Genomic DNA, 13,397 nt, shown 5'->3' with positions numbered 1-13,397 from the left:
ATGCAGAACCGGTCAGATGGGATGCTTTTACATTTCACACCGGCAGGGCTAACCCAGCTAAAACACAGCAAAGGATGCCCGCCAGGTACATTGCACAGCTTTTTGATGCGCAATGAGGGTTTATTTGACCTCTTATTGTTTGATCCGGGTTGAAATATCAACATTACATTTCCCGGGAAAATTTACCTGCAGCGGGTTTTTGCGTCAATTCGAAACTAAAAAAGCGGAAGGCCAATCACCTTCCGCTATGAAGAAAAATAAGAATACTTTCTTACTCGTTGGATGGAGTCTGTTCCTTTTCTCCCGTGTTTTCTTCAGGAGACTGCTCCGGTTTTTCAGGCTTCGGCTGAGCTTGTGCCTGGGTTTCAGCAGCTTTTCCCTCAGCCGATTTTTTCCCTGAGCCTCTTCTTCTGCGCTTGCCGGTCTGCTTCGTTTCAGCTTCTTTGGTCGTCTTGGTATACAGTTCGTTGAAATCGACCAGCTCAATCATACACAGATCAGCATTATCGCCGGCGCGGCTTCTGGTGCGGAGAATTCGTGTATATCCACCCGGACGGTCGGCAATTTTTGGAGCTACCTCACGGAAAAGTTCGGCAACAGCTTCTTTATCCTTCAGGTAGCTGAAAACGATACGCCGCGAGTGGGTGGTATCTTCCTTGGAACGTGTAATAAGTGGTTCCACAAAGGTGCGAAGCTCCTTAGCCTTGGCCAGTGTCGTTTCAATACGTTTCTCCTTGATCAGGGAAACCGCCAGATTGGAGAGCAATGCCTTTCTGTGGGCGCTCGTTCTTCCCAGATGATTCGTCTTAACACTGTGTCTCATGATGTTAGTCCTTGTCTAATTTATATTTTGAAACATCCATTCCAAAAGTAAGACCCATGCTTTCGAGAAGCTCATCCAGTTCGGTGAGCGATTTCTTTCCGAAATTGCGGAATTTCAGCAGGTCATTCTTATTGTATTTTACCAGATCGCCAAGCGTTTCCACCTCAGCAGCCTTGAGGCAATTGAGGGCCCTTACTGAAAGGTCAAGGTCCACCAGCTTGGTTTTCAGAAGCTGCCTCATGTGGAGGCTTTCTTCGTCAAATTCGTCGGAGGTGTATTTTTCCTCGGTTTCGATGGTGATTTTTTCGTCAGAGAACAGCATGAAATGATAGATCAGAATCTTTGCTGCTTCTTTCAATGCTTCCTTCGGATGAATGGAACCATCGGTAGTAATCTCAATCAGGAGCTTTTCGTAGTCAGTTTTTTGTTCAACGCGGTAATTTTCGACCGAATACTTTACGTTTTTAATGGGAGTAAAGATCGCATCGAGGGCGATAAGTCCGAATTCTGCATTGGCCGGTTTATTTTCTTCCGAAGGAACATACCCGCGTCCTTTGCTGATGGTCATTTCCATCTGCAGTTTTACATCGGGTTCCATACGGCAGATGACCAGGTCGGGATTAAGAACCTTAAATCCTGAAAGGAAGCGGTTCAGATCGCCAGCCTTGAATTTATCCTGGCCTGAGATGGTTACCATGATTTTTTCCTGATCGGTATCCTCTACGAGGCGTTTGAACCGTATTTGCTTCAGGTTAAGAACAATATCAGTTACATCTTCGATAACACCAGTTATTGTGGAGAATTCATGCTCCACACCCTCAATTTTAATGCTGGTAACAGCAAAACCTTCAAGGGAGGAAAGCAGGATTCTGCGCAAAGCATTTCCGATGGTAATGCCGTACCCTGGTTCAAGGGGCCGGAATTCAAAAAGACCGTGGGTGTCAGTTGCATGAAGCATGATCACCTTTTCCGGTCTCTGAAAAGCTAAAATAGCCATAGGTACTTAATGATTATATTATTTTGAGTAAAGTTCAACGATGAGCTGTTCCTTGATATTTTCAGGGATTTCGGAGCGCTGGGGCAGGTTGAGAAACTTTCCGGCCATTTTGTCTTTGTCCCACTCGAGCCAGGAATATTGGGCATGACGATTGGTGCCGAGGGAATTGGTAATCACTTCGAGTGATTTGGATTTCTCACGAACTTCAACGATATCTCCGGGCTTCAGCAGGCGTGACGGCACGTTGGCGATTTCCCCGTTGACGAGGATATGCCGGTGCGAAACCAGCTGACGGGCTGCAGCACGTGTGGGAGCAATACCAAGACGATATACAACATTGTCGAGGCGTGACTCCAGCAATTGCAACAGCACTTCGCCGGTTACCCCTTTGCTGGCAGATGCCTTTTCGAACAACAGGGCAAACTGCTTTTCCAGCAGTCCGTAAGTATATTTTGCCTTCTGCTTTTCTTTCAGCTGAACGCCATACTCCGAGAGCTTTTTGCGTTTTCTGTTAACACCGTGTTGTCCGGGAGGATAGTTTTTTTTGTCGAAATGATTATCCGGACCGAATATTGGTTCACCAATGCTACGGGCAACTTTTGTTTTTGGACCTGTATATCGTGCCATGTATCTGTATATTATTACAATTTTTTACAACAAAACATTATACTCTTCTGCGTTTCGGGGGCCTGCAGCCGTTATGCGGCAGCGGGGTAACATCAACGATTTCCGTTACCTCAATTCCTGCATTATGAATGGTTCTGATAGCCGATTCGCGTCCGGCTCCGGGACCTTTAACAAACACCTTCACCTTACGCAGGCCTGCATCATAAGCGGCCTTGGCGGCATCTTCCGCAGCCACCTGAGCAGCATAGGGTGTATTCTTCTTGGACCCTCTGAATCCCATTTTACCTGCCGACGACCAGGAAATTACCTGGCCGCTGTTGTTGGTCAAACTAACAATAATATTGTTGAACGAGGCCTGGATGTGTGCCTGCCCCAACGGTTCAACCTTAACAACCTTCTTACGGGATGTTCCTGTCTTCTTAGCCATGTTTAACGTTTATTTGGTTGCTTTCTTTTTATTGGCAATGGTCTTTTTCTTTCCTTTGCGGGTACGTGCGTTGTTCTTGGTTCTCTGACCGCGTACAGGCAAACCGGCTCTGTGCCGGATTCCTCTGTAACAGCCGATATCCATAAGCCGCTTAATGTTCAGTTGCACCATGGAACGAAGTTCTCCTTCCACCTTGTACTGTTCATTAATGATCTGACGTATTTTGGCCAGCTGGTCATCCGTCCAGTCCTTTACCTTGGTATCATAATCAATACCGGCCTGCGCCAGAATCTTACGGGCAGAACTGCGTCCGATTCCGAGAATATAGGTTAATCCTATTTCTCCCCGTTTGTTTTTCGGTAAATCAACACCTACTATACGAGCCATATTATACTGTAATTAAATTTTATCCCTGACGTTGTTTGTACTTGGGGTTTTTCTTGTTAATAACATAAAGTCTTCCTTTCCGACGCACAATCTTGCACTCGGGGCTTCTTTTCTTAATGGAGGTACGTACTTTCATAAATCAGTTCTTTTCTTATTTATACCTGAAGGTAATTCTTCCTTTCGTCAAATCATAGGGCGACATTTCCACCCGCACGCGGTCACCGGGCAGAAGCTTTATGTAATGCATCCTCATTTTGCCCGAAATGTGGGCCGTAATGACATGCCCGTTGGCCAGCTCCACACGGAACATGGCATTTGATAATGCTTCGGTAATGGTACCATCCTGTTCTATTGCAGGTTGCTTAGCCATTTTACAGTTTGTTATTAAAAATATTCATTACCTCTTCAATATATGAAAAAGTTGACAGAATATCGGCCTTTTCTTTTCCAACAGCTACCGCCAGTTCGTAATGAGCCGACGGAAGGTTATCGGAAGTCCGTATGGTCCAGCCGTCATTTTCCTGCACAATCAACCGGGTTCCCATATTGATCATCGGCTCAATGCAGATAACCATTCCCTGCCGGAGTTTTGCACCTGTTCCCCTACGTCCGTAGTTTGGAACCTCGGGTTCTTCATGCAAACGCTTGCCTATACCATGTCCAACCATCTCCCTTACCACACTGTAACCATTCTGCTCGGCATGCGTCTGTACGGCATATCCTATGTCACCCACTCTTTTCCCTTCAACAGCCTGCTGGATACCTTGAAACAGCGATTCGTATGTTACTTTCATCAGGCGGAATACCTGGGAAGGTATTTCCCCTACCGGAAAGGTGTAGGCCGAATCACCGACATACCCATTCAGAATGGCCCCACAGTCAACCGAGATAATATCGCCTTCTTTCAGCTGATATTCAGACGGAATACCATGCACAACCACACTGTTGACCGAAGTGCAAAGGGTTGCCGGATAACCGCGGTAACCGAGAAAAGCAGGTACTCCTCCGTGATCCCGGATAAACTGCTCGGCTATTCTGTCAAGCGCCCTGGTCGTAATTCCGGGGCGAATGTTTCTGGCAACTTCAGCCAGCGTTTTTGAAACCAGCAGATTACTTTTTCTGAGTAACTCAATTTCTTCTGCTGTTTTCAGGGAAATCATCAAAGAACGTTTATTCTTATCTTTTATTAGTTACACTTTTTTACATGGAAGCAGCATAACCGCTTCTTCCCTTAATTCGTCCGCTCTTCATCAATCCGTCATAATGCCGCATCAGCAGGTGGCTTTCAATTTGCTGCAGGGTATCAAGCACAACCCCTACCAGAATGAGAAGGGATGTGCCTCCGTAAAACTGCGCAAACTGATTGTTTACACCGAACAACACGGCAATGGCAGGAAGTATAGCAATGATGGAGAGAAAGATAGCTCCGGGCAACGTGATGCGTGACATGATGGTATCAAGAAACTCAACAGTTTTTCTGCCGGGCTTTACACCGGGTATGAAGCCTCCGTTCTTTTTCATGTCTTCAGCCATCTGCGTTGGATTTATGATGATGGCTGTATAGAAATACGTAAACAGAATGATCAGAAGGGCAAAAACCAGGTTGTACCATAAGCCGGTAAAATTGGCAAAGGCGGCAGCAATTCCCGTAAGTGATTCGGCACGGGCAAACCCGGCAATGGTAACAGGAATAAACATAAGCGCCTGCGCAAAAATGATGGGCATAACACCGGCAGCATTCACTTTCAGAGGTATGTACTGACGAACCCCTCCGTATTGCTTGTTGCCAACAATGCGTTTGGCATACTGTACTGGAATACGCCTTGTTCCCTGAACAATCAGAATGGTAAACATGAAAACCACAAACAACAGGATCAGTTCGGCAAGCAGGGCAACCAGTCCGCCGGAACCTTCGAGCCGTGCGGCCAGTTCAGCACCAAATGCATAGGGTAACCGGGCAATGATTCCAATCATAATGATGAGGGAGATACCGTTGCCGATTCCCCGGTCAGTAATTCTCTCGCCAAGCCACATAATGAACATGGTTCCGGCAGTCAGCAGGATGATCGATGAAACGGTAAAGAACGGCCCGCGTACAATGAATGCTTCAGGAGGAAGCTGGGCATGCAGGTTGGCCAGATAGGCCGGTGACTGAATCACCATGATGAGTACCGTAAGGTAACGGGTTATCTGGTTCATCTTGTTCCGTCCGCTTTCTCCTTCCTTCTGGAGCCGCTGAAAATAAGGAACTGCCATTGTGAGAAGCTGAACTACGATCGAGGCAGAAATATAAGGCATGATGCCCAGGGCAAAAATGGAAGCCTGCGAAAAAGCTCCGCCTGAAAACATATCAAGCAAACCGAGCACTCCGCTCTGGGTCTGCCTTGCCAGAGCACCCAGCATTGTCGGGTCAATACCCGGCAGGGTAACTTCCTTTCCCAGGCGGTATATCAGAATAATACCCAGGGTATAAAGAATCCGGAACCTTAGGTCCTCGATCTTATAAATGTTCTTCAGAGTGTTGATAAACTGTCTCATCAATCCTCAATTTTTACAGCAGTTCCCTGTTTTGCTTCGATGGCTTCTTTTGCTTTTTTGGAAAAGGCATGGGCTGTGACATTCAGTTTTGATGTAATCTGACCGTTGCCCAGAATCTTAATCCGGTGATTTTTTGAGGCAAGACCGGCATCAATAAGGGTCTGTACATCAATATCGGTAATTCCGTTCTTGTCGGCCAATGCCTGAATAACTTCCAGGTTAATGGCTTTATATTCTTTCCGGTTGATATTCCGGAAGCCGAATTTAGGCAAGCGCCTGTGCAACGGCATCTGACCGCCTTCATGCCCGATCTTACGGGAATAACCTGAACGCGACTGTGCTCCCTTATGCCCGCGTGTAGAAGTTCCGCCTTTACCAGACCCCTGTCCTCTGCCCTTCCGGACATCAGCATGCACGGAACCTTCTGCTGGTTTTAACTGACTCAGATCCATGATATTTCTTCCGTTATAATGTTTCTACCTTTACAAGATGCTTAACTTTATTGACCATTCCCTGAATCTGGGGAGTGGCTTCCACTTCAACTGTACGGTTGATCTTTCCGAGACCCAGCGCTTCGAGTGTTCTTTTCTGGCGCAGGGTGCTGCCGATTTTGCTTCGTACCTGGATAATCCTGATCTTTCCCATGGTGTTACTCATTAACCTTTGAATACTTTTTCAAGAGGAATACCCCTCTGCCGGGCAATTGTGTAAGGATCGCGCAGATTCTGCAGGGCATTGAAAGTAGCCTTTACCAGATTATGCGGGTTTGACGATCCTTTTGATTTGGCAAGCACGTCCTTGATACCGACACTTTCAAGAACCGCGCGCATGGCACCTCCGGCCTTAACTCCGGTACCACTGGTGGCTGGTTTGATAAAAACTCTCGCCCCGCCAAACTTGGCTTCCTGCTCATGCGGTATGGTTCCATGCAATACCGGAACCCGGATAAGGTTCTTCTTGGCATCTTCAATGCCTTTGGATATTGCCGTGGTGACCTCATTGGCCTTTCCAAGGCCGTATCCTACAATGCCATCTTCATTCCCCACCACAACAATGGCTGAGAAACTGAAGGCACGGCCACCTTTGGTAACTTTGGTTACTCTCTGTATGCTTACCAGCCTGTCTTTGAGTTCCAGGTCAGTTGTTTTTACGCGTCTGATTGAATTTGCCATAATCAATTAAAATTTAAGACCACTTTCTCTGGCGGCATCTGCCAGGCTCTTAACACGCCCATGGTACAGATAACCTCCGCGGTCAAATACTACCTCTTCAATTCCGGCCTGCTTTGCCTTTTCAGCAACCAGTTTACCCACCAGGCGGGCCTGTTCAATTTTCTTAACCTTCCCCTGGTCCTTAACCGTTTTTTCGAGTGAACTGGCTGCTACAAGGGTATGCCCCCTGAGGTCGTCAATCAACTGCACGTAAATCTGGCAGTTGCTTCTGAAAACAGCCATTCTCGGTTTATCTGCAGTTCCGGATATATGTTTCCGGATTCTGAGTTTAATTCGTTTCCTTCGTTCAAGTTTTGATAATGCCATATCTCGGATCGTTAAATACTATTTAGCTGCACTAGCTGATTTTCCGGCTTTTCTTCTCAATACTTCACCCACAAACTTGATTCCTTTTCCCTTATAGGGTTCCGGTTTGCGCAGTGAACGGATCTTGGCGGCAACCTGACCCAGCAGTTGTTTATTGCAACTGGTAAGGGTAATAATCGGGTTGCTTCTTCGTTCGGTGCGGGTTTCTACCTTAACTTCATCGGGAATCTGGAAAACAATATCGTGGGAATATCCCAGGGTAAGCTCGAGCATCTGTCCTTTGGCTTCAGCCCTGTACCCTACGCCTACAAGTTCCTGTTCCACCTTGAATCCCTGTGAGACGCCCACCACCATATTGTGAATGAGAGCCCTGTAGAGTCCGTGAAGTGCCTTATGCTGTTTTTCATCGGAAGGCCTTTTCACATGCACCTTATTATCTTCAATTTCTATGGTAATGTCGGGGTGAACCTTTTGCCTCAGTTCTCCCAGCTTACCCTTAACAACAACTGTATTATCCTCCTCAACCTTCACGGTAACACCGGCAGGTATCTGAACTGGTAATTTACCTATACGTGACATCTTGCGTCCTCCGGATTAATAAACATAACATATTACTTCACCGCCAATACCTCTCTGACGGGCTTCCTTGTCAGTCATAACTCCCTGGGAGGTAGAAACAATGGCAATACCGAGACCGTTCAGCACACGCGGCAGTTCTTCGCTCCCCACATACTTACGCAAACCCGGTGTACTGACTCTCTCCAGGTGCCGGATGGCCGGCTGACGGGTAGCTTCATCGTACTTCAGAGCAATTTTAATGCTTCCCTGAGGGCCTTTATCTTCAAACTTATAATTCAGGATATACCCTTTCTCATAGAGAATCCTTGTAATGTCCTTCTTCAAGTTGGAAGCAGGGACCTCAAGCACTTTGTGCCGGGCTTTAACGGCGTTGCGTATGCGTGTAAGAAAATCAGAAATCGGATCCATATATTTTACTCGATCATTACAGGTTAAACAATTACCAGCTGGCTTTTTTGACACCGGGAATCAACCCCCGTGAAGCCATTTCACGGAATGTAATTCTGTCAAGCCCGAAAATTCTCATATATCCTCTCGGACGGCCGGTAAGGGTACTGCGGTTTCTCTGCCTGATAGGATTTGAATTCCGGGGAAGCAACTGCAGGGCGGCATAGTTTCCTTCAGCCTTCAGTTGTTTGCGCTTCGCAGCGTATTTGTCAGCCAGTTTTTTCCGCTTTACTTCGCGGGCTTTCATCGACTCTTTTGCCATATATTAATTCTTTTTTGCTGTTCTGAATGGAATGCCAAATTCACGGAGAAGCGCCATGGCCTCTTCATCGGTCCGGGCACTGGTAACAAAGGTAATTTCCATACCCAGAATGCTCGACACCTTATCAATGTCAATTTCGGGGAAAATAATCTGTTCCGAAATACCAAGGGTATAGTTCCCTTTGCCGTCAAATTTGGCCGGAACTCCCTTAAAGTCACGGATACGCGGCAGGGCAGTATTGATAAGACGCTCCAGAAATTCGTACATCCGGTCGCGGCGCAGGGTGACTTTCACCCCAATGGGCATCTTGCGACGCAGCTTGAAATTGGAGATGTCTTTCTTGGCCACCGTAACAATAGGCTTCTGCCCTGTTATCTGTGCCAGTTCACTCTGGGCGGTTTCAATGAGCTTCTTGTCGGCCACTGCCTTTCCAACGCCCTGGTTAATAACAATCTTTTCCAGGCGGGGTACCTGCATGATACTTTTATAGCTGAACTCTTTCATCAGAGCAGGTACAATCTCCTGACGATACTTTTTCTTGAGGTTTGGTATATATTCCATCACTTCAGTTCCTCCCCGGATTTTTTAGAATATCGTACTAATTTTCCTTCACTGTTAAGGCGACGACCAATGCGGGTTGGTTTCCCTGAAGAAGGATCAATAAGGCTCAGGTTCGAAATATGGATCGGCGCCTCCTTCTTAATAATACCCCCCTGGGGGTATTTGGCATTGGGCTTGGTGTGCCGTGATACCATATTAGCCCCTTCCACGATGGCTTTGTTCTTTTTTACCAGAACTTCAAGCACCCGGCCTTTTACGCCTTTCGACTCACCCGAGTTTACAATAACCAGGTCGCCTTTTTTAATATGCAGTTTAGCTGTCATAACACGTGCTGCGTTAATATCTTGTTGTCTATAATACTTCCGGAGCCAATGAAATTATCTTCATGTACTTGTCACGAAGTTCACGGGCCACCGGTCCGAAAATACGGGTACCCCTGATTTCGTCCATATTGTTGAGCAATACCACCGCATTGTCATCAAATCGGATATAGGAACCATCGGGCCGCTTGATTTCCTTCTTTGTCCGAACTACCACAGCCTTGGTAACGGTTCCCTTCTTGATTTCGCCTGAAGGAATGGCACTTTTTACAGTGACAACAATTTTGTCACCGATGGTGGCATATCTCTTTCCGGTTCCTCCAAGAACGCGGATACATAAAACTTCTTTGGCACCACTGTTATCGGCTACTGTGAGCCTTGTTTCCTGCTGTATCATGGCTATTTAACCTTTTCAACAATTTCTACTAATCTCCAGCATTTATTCTTGCTCAGCGGACGGGTTTCCATAATCCGGACAGTATCACCCACCTGGCAGGTGTTGTTCTCATCGTGAGCCATCAGCTTGGTGGTTTTATTGATGAATTTCCCGTATTTCGGGTGTTTCACCCTCCGTTTGACGGCCACCACAACCGACTTGTTCATTTTGTTGCTGACTACAACACCAACGCGTTCTTTGCGTAAATTTCTCTTTTCCATACTGTCGAAAAATTACTTTTTGTTTTGCCTCATACTGAGTTCCGTGAGCATCCGTGCGATATCCCTGCGCGTGCTTCTTATTTTCAAAGGATTATCGAGCGGAGAGATAGCATGGTTCAGTATCAGTTTCCGGAGCACATCTTTTTCTGCATCGATGCGTTCCCTTAGTTCCTTATCGGACATTTCCTTTATGAATGATTTCTTTTTCATGGTTCGGGTCAATTGGTGGTTTCAACATAATCCCGCCGTACCACAAACTTGGTTACGATAGGCAGTTTCTGTGCTCCGAGGCGCAGAGCTTCCCGGGCAACATCATAAGGTACTCCTTCAACTTCGATGAGAATGCGACCAGGAGTGACCGGAGCGACAAACCCTTCAGGAGCTCCCTTTCCTTTACCCATACGAACTTCAGCCGGTTTCTTGGTTATAGGCTTATCCGGGAATATCCTGATCCAGATTTGCCCTTCACGTTTCATATGACGGGTAACCGCCTGGCGGGCAGCTTCAATCTGACGCTGGGTAATCCATGCCTGCTTCAGTGCCTTTATTCCAAATGAGCCAAATGCAAGGGTATTTCCCTTCTGGGCATTCCCCTTCATCCGTCCTTTCTGCTGCCTTCTGTACTTTGTTTTCTTTGGCTGTAACATAGTAGTAAACTATATAGTGCGTTTATTTCCGTTTCTTTCTGAATGACTGTCCTTTGGGTTTCGGACTCTTGGCCCCGACATTGGGCGAAAGATCGCGACGTCCGTAAACTTCTCCGTTGCAGATCCATACCTTCACACCAATCTGACCCACCTTGGTAAGAGCTTCGGCCACGGCATAATCAATATCTGCCCTGAGCGTGTGCAGAGGAATTCTTCCTTCCTTGAAGGTCTCATTCCTGGCCATTTCGGCACCCCCCAAACGACCCGATACATTCACCTTGATTCCTTCAGCACCCATCCGCATGGTGGAGGCTATAGCCATTTTTACGGCACGGCGGTAAGAGATTTTCCCTTCAATCTGCCGGGCGATATTGTTGGCTACAATGGTTGCATCCAGTTCAGGCCGCTTAACTTCATATATATTTATCTGCACTTCCTTCTTGGTTATTTTCTTCAGCTCTTCCTTCAGCTTGTCCACTTCCTGTCCTCCTTTGCCGATAATTATACCGGGACGGGCTGTATTGACAGTGACCGTGATAAGTTTCAGCGTCCGTTCAATGATGATTTTCGAAACACTGGCTTTGGCAAGACGGGCACTCAGGTATTCCCTGATTTTGGCATCTTCGAGAATACGTGCTGCGTAATCGTCACCACCATACCAGTTGGAATCCCATCCTTTAATGATTCCAAGTCGGTTGCTTATTGGATTTACTTTCTGTCCCATGTGCAGGCATTAATTTGTTTGAACTTCGCTAGTTACAGGCTGGGTATGATCCAGGATCAGGGTAACGTGGTTGGAACGTTTCCTCACCCGGTAGGCACGGCCCTGGGGAGCCGGCTGAATCCGCTTGAGGGTGCGCCCCTGATCCACGAATACTTCACGGATATACAAAGTGGTATCTTCAATACGCAGCCCTTCGTTTTTGCTTTGCCAGTTTGAAATAGCCGATTTGAGGAGCTTTTCCACAACCCGGGCCGGCTGTTTGTTGCTGTAATGCAGAATATCAAGAGCTTTGTTGACTTCGAGTCCCCGGATCATGTCGATAACATACCTCATTTTACGGGGAGAAGAAGGACAGTTGCGCAGAACAGCCCTGGCAACATCTTTCATCTCTTCCTTACGCTTTTCAGCGCTTTCACGTTTACGTGCACCCATTGCAGTACGATCTTAAATTGAATTAAGCATTTTTAGCCTTACTTCCACTGTGCCCCCTGAACGTCCGTGTGGGAGCAAATTCTCCAAGCCGGTGGCCTACCATGTTCTCGGTAATGTACACCGGAATGAACTTGTTGCCATTGTGTACGGCAATAGTATGTCCCACAAAATCGGGAGAAATAACTGATGCCCGGGCCCAGGTCTTGATGACCGATTTCTTGCCCGACTCGTTCATTTTCAGAACTTTTCTCTCGAGTTTAACGTCAATAAACGGACCTTTTTTAAGGGATCTGCTCATATGCTAGATTATTTTTTTCTGCGTTCAATAATGTATTTGCTGGTCGGATTCTTTTTCTTACGGGTCTTGTAGCCTTTGGCCTTGATACCCTTCCGTGACCTCGGATGGCCTCCGGAAGCACGTCCTTCACCACCACCCATGGGATGGTCAACCGGGTTCATGGCAACACCACGGGTTCTCGGACGCCGACCCAGCCAGCGTGTGCGGCCTGCCTTACCCGATTTTTCAATGCCGTGATCTGAATTTGATACGGCACCCACCGTAGCCCTGCAGGCAGCAAGAACCATACGGGTTTCACCCGAAGGCATTTTCAGCGTTGCGTATTTCCCTTCACGCGAAAGCAACTGGGCATAAGAACCGGCACTTCGTGCAATCACTCCTCCCTGTCCGGGCCTCATTTCAATATTGTGCACAATGGTTCCGAGGGGAATTTCTGCCAGGGTAAGGCAATTTCCAATTTCCGGAGGTACTCCCGGACCGGATAGAAGTGTCTGTCCCACCTGCAACCCTTCGGGTGCAAGAATATACCGTTTTTCGCCGTCTTCATAAACCAGCTTGGCAATATAGCCTGTCCGGTTGGGATCATATTCAATGGTTGCAACCTTTCCGGCCATGTTATCCTTATCGCGCTTGAAATCGACAATCCGGTACATTTTCTTATGCCCGCCGCCGATATAGCGCATGGTCATTTTCCCCGAATTGTTGCGCCCGCCACTTTTCCTGTACGGCTCAAGCAACGACTTTTCCGGCTCTACCTTGGAGAGACCTTCGGTCGATACAATCAGCTTCAATCGCTGACCCGGAGTAACCGGCTTAAACTTCTTTATTGCCATCGTTTATCAGATATTGCTGTAAAAATCAATCGTTTCTCCTTCCTTGAGGGTAATGATCGCTTTCTTGAACGAACTCGTACGCCCCTCAATTACTCCTGATTTCGTGTACCGTGTTTTGTTCTTTCCACGATACCGCATCGTATTCACTTCCTGCACCGTTACGTTGTACAAAGCCTCCACTGCTTTCTTTATCTGCAGTTTGTTGGCTCTTTTGTCAACGATGAAACCATACCTCTGCATGGTTTCTCCCTGGTGGGTCATTTTTTCTGTCACTATCGGACGAATAAGGATATCCATTGC

General features: G+C 47.0%; 27 protein-coding genes. All 27 read right to left on the bottom strand.

The genetic code is table 11. From position 1 onward, the window contains the following. Window positions 1-271: 271 nt before the first annotated feature. The 27 genes from rplQ to rplW are packed head-to-tail and all read right to left on the bottom strand — an operon-like array spanning window position 272 to window position 13,394. Complete coding sequence (rplQ, locus tag GX419_07670; GenBank protein NLI24564.1) at window positions 272-823, bottom strand: 50S ribosomal protein L17; 552 nt, start codon at window positions 821-823, stop codon at window positions 272-274. Window positions 824-827: 4 nt separating this feature from the next. Further along, a complete protein-coding gene (locus tag GX419_07665; GenBank protein ID NLI24563.1) occupies window positions 828-1,820 on the bottom strand; it encodes a DNA-directed RNA polymerase subunit alpha in 993 nt (330 codons plus the stop codon). Between the two features lie 18 nt (window positions 1,821-1,838). After that, complete coding sequence (rpsD, locus tag GX419_07660) at window positions 1,839-2,447, bottom strand: 30S ribosomal protein S4 (protein ID NLI24562.1); 609 nt, start codon at window positions 2,445-2,447, stop codon at window positions 1,839-1,841. Window positions 2,448-2,484: 37 nt separating this feature from the next. Further along, window positions 2,485-2,874 carry a 30S ribosomal protein S11 gene (rpsK, locus tag GX419_07655; GenBank protein ID NLI24561.1) on the bottom strand — a complete coding sequence of 130 codons (390 nt, stop codon included), beginning with the start codon at window positions 2,872-2,874 and terminating at the stop codon, window positions 2,485-2,487. 9 nt (window positions 2,875-2,883) lie between these two features. Next, on the bottom strand, window positions 2,884-3,261 hold the full coding sequence (gene rpsM, locus GX419_07650) for a 30S ribosomal protein S13 (protein ID NLI24560.1): 378 nt from the start codon (window positions 3,259-3,261) through the stop codon (window positions 2,884-2,886). A 19-nt stretch (window positions 3,262-3,280) separates the two neighbouring features. Beyond that, window positions 3,281-3,397, bottom strand: a complete 117-nt coding sequence (gene rpmJ, locus GX419_07645; protein ID NLI24559.1) for a 50S ribosomal protein L36 — start codon at window positions 3,395-3,397, stop codon at window positions 3,281-3,283. 15 nt (window positions 3,398-3,412) lie between these two features. Further along, on the bottom strand, window positions 3,413-3,631 hold the full coding sequence (infA, locus tag GX419_07640) for a translation initiation factor IF-1 (GenBank protein ID NLI24558.1): 219 nt from the start codon (window positions 3,629-3,631) through the stop codon (window positions 3,413-3,415). Window position 3,632: 1 nt separating this feature from the next. Further along, complete coding sequence (gene map / locus GX419_07635; protein NLI24557.1) at window positions 3,633-4,421, bottom strand: type I methionyl aminopeptidase; 789 nt, start codon at window positions 4,419-4,421, stop codon at window positions 3,633-3,635. A 40-nt stretch (window positions 4,422-4,461) separates the two neighbouring features. Beyond that, window positions 4,462-5,799 carry a preprotein translocase subunit SecY gene (gene secY, locus GX419_07630; GenBank protein ID NLI24556.1) on the bottom strand — a complete coding sequence of 446 codons (1,338 nt, stop codon included), beginning with the start codon at window positions 5,797-5,799 and terminating at the stop codon, window positions 4,462-4,464. After that, complete coding sequence (gene rplO / locus GX419_07625) at window positions 5,799-6,251, bottom strand: 50S ribosomal protein L15 (GenBank protein ID NLI24555.1); 453 nt, start codon at window positions 6,249-6,251, stop codon at window positions 5,799-5,801. The genes secY and rplO overlap by 1 nt, the downstream gene beginning before the upstream one ends. A 13-nt stretch (window positions 6,252-6,264) precedes the next feature. Further along, a complete protein-coding gene (gene rpmD / locus GX419_07620; protein ID NLI24554.1) occupies window positions 6,265-6,456 on the bottom strand; it encodes a 50S ribosomal protein L30 in 192 nt (63 codons plus the stop codon). Further along, entirely contained in the window at window positions 6,456-6,971 is a 516-nt protein-coding gene (gene rpsE / locus GX419_07615; GenBank protein ID NLI24553.1) for a 30S ribosomal protein S5, read from the bottom strand. The genes rpmD and rpsE overlap by 1 nt, the downstream gene beginning before the upstream one ends. Window positions 6,972-6,977: 6 nt before the next feature. Beyond that, window positions 6,978-7,337, bottom strand: coding sequence for a 50S ribosomal protein L18 (rplR, locus tag GX419_07610; GenBank protein NLI24552.1), 360 nt, complete (start codon window positions 7,335-7,337; stop codon window positions 6,978-6,980). A gap of 18 nt (window positions 7,338-7,355) precedes the next feature. Next, window positions 7,356-7,916: a 50S ribosomal protein L6 gene (rplF, locus tag GX419_07605; GenBank protein ID NLI24551.1), complete on the bottom strand. Its 561-nt coding sequence runs from the start codon at window positions 7,914-7,916 to the stop codon at window positions 7,356-7,358. Between the two features lie 15 nt (window positions 7,917-7,931). Beyond that, on the bottom strand, window positions 7,932-8,324 hold the full coding sequence (gene rpsH, locus GX419_07600) for a 30S ribosomal protein S8 (GenBank protein ID NLI24550.1): 393 nt from the start codon (window positions 8,322-8,324) through the stop codon (window positions 7,932-7,934). 31 nt (window positions 8,325-8,355) lie between these two features. Continuing rightward, on the bottom strand, window positions 8,356-8,625 hold the full coding sequence (gene rpsN / locus GX419_07595; protein NLI24549.1) for a 30S ribosomal protein S14: 270 nt from the start codon (window positions 8,623-8,625) through the stop codon (window positions 8,356-8,358). A 3-nt stretch (window positions 8,626-8,628) separates the two neighbouring features. Then, on the bottom strand, window positions 8,629-9,186 hold the full coding sequence (gene rplE / locus GX419_07590) for a 50S ribosomal protein L5 (GenBank protein NLI24548.1): 558 nt from the start codon (window positions 9,184-9,186) through the stop codon (window positions 8,629-8,631). Continuing rightward, window positions 9,186-9,509, bottom strand: coding sequence for a 50S ribosomal protein L24 (gene rplX / locus GX419_07585; GenBank protein ID NLI24547.1), 324 nt, complete (start codon window positions 9,507-9,509; stop codon window positions 9,186-9,188). Before rplX ends, rplE begins: the two co-directional genes overlap by 1 nt. Window positions 9,510-9,537: 28 nt before the next feature. After that, complete coding sequence (gene rplN, locus GX419_07580; protein ID NLI24546.1) at window positions 9,538-9,903, bottom strand: 50S ribosomal protein L14; 366 nt, start codon at window positions 9,901-9,903, stop codon at window positions 9,538-9,540. Window positions 9,904-9,905: 2 nt separating this feature from the next. Beyond that, window positions 9,906-10,163 carry a 30S ribosomal protein S17 gene (gene rpsQ, locus GX419_07575; protein NLI24545.1) on the bottom strand — a complete coding sequence of 86 codons (258 nt, stop codon included), beginning with the start codon at window positions 10,161-10,163 and terminating at the stop codon, window positions 9,906-9,908. Window positions 10,164-10,175: 12 nt separating this feature from the next. Continuing rightward, on the bottom strand, window positions 10,176-10,373 hold the full coding sequence (gene rpmC, locus GX419_07570) for a 50S ribosomal protein L29 (protein ID NLI24544.1): 198 nt from the start codon (window positions 10,371-10,373) through the stop codon (window positions 10,176-10,178). Between the two features lie 8 nt (window positions 10,374-10,381). Then, the gene (rplP, locus tag GX419_07565) at window positions 10,382-10,810 is read right to left on the bottom strand and encodes a 50S ribosomal protein L16 (protein NLI24543.1); all 429 of its coding nucleotides are present in this window, start codon (window positions 10,808-10,810) and stop codon (window positions 10,382-10,384) included. Window positions 10,811-10,832: 22 nt separating this feature from the next. After that, a complete protein-coding gene (gene rpsC / locus GX419_07560; GenBank protein NLI24542.1) occupies window positions 10,833-11,534 on the bottom strand; it encodes a 30S ribosomal protein S3 in 702 nt (233 codons plus the stop codon). A 9-nt stretch (window positions 11,535-11,543) separates the two neighbouring features. Further along, window positions 11,544-11,966, bottom strand: a complete 423-nt coding sequence (rplV, locus tag GX419_07555; GenBank protein ID NLI24541.1) for a 50S ribosomal protein L22 — start codon at window positions 11,964-11,966, stop codon at window positions 11,544-11,546. A 22-nt stretch (window positions 11,967-11,988) separates the two neighbouring features. Beyond that, window positions 11,989-12,264, bottom strand: coding sequence for a 30S ribosomal protein S19 (gene rpsS, locus GX419_07550; GenBank protein NLI24540.1), 276 nt, complete (start codon window positions 12,262-12,264; stop codon window positions 11,989-11,991). Window positions 12,265-12,272: 8 nt separating this feature from the next. Beyond that, a complete protein-coding gene (gene rplB / locus GX419_07545) occupies window positions 12,273-13,097 on the bottom strand; it encodes a 50S ribosomal protein L2 (GenBank protein NLI24539.1) in 825 nt (274 codons plus the stop codon). Window positions 13,098-13,103: 6 nt separating this feature from the next. Then, window positions 13,104-13,394 carry a 50S ribosomal protein L23 gene (rplW, locus tag GX419_07540; protein ID NLI24538.1) on the bottom strand — a complete coding sequence of 97 codons (291 nt, stop codon included), beginning with the start codon at window positions 13,392-13,394 and terminating at the stop codon, window positions 13,104-13,106. Window positions 13,395-13,397 lie beyond the last annotated feature (3 nt).

It is taken from the genome of Bacteroidales bacterium (genome assembly GCA_012517825.1).
Classification (GTDB): Bacteria; Bacteroidota; Bacteroidia; order Bacteroidales; family JAAYUG01; genus JAAYUG01.
Note: the sequence above shows the minus strand (reverse complement) of the source record. Positions and strands in the feature narration are given on the sequence as shown.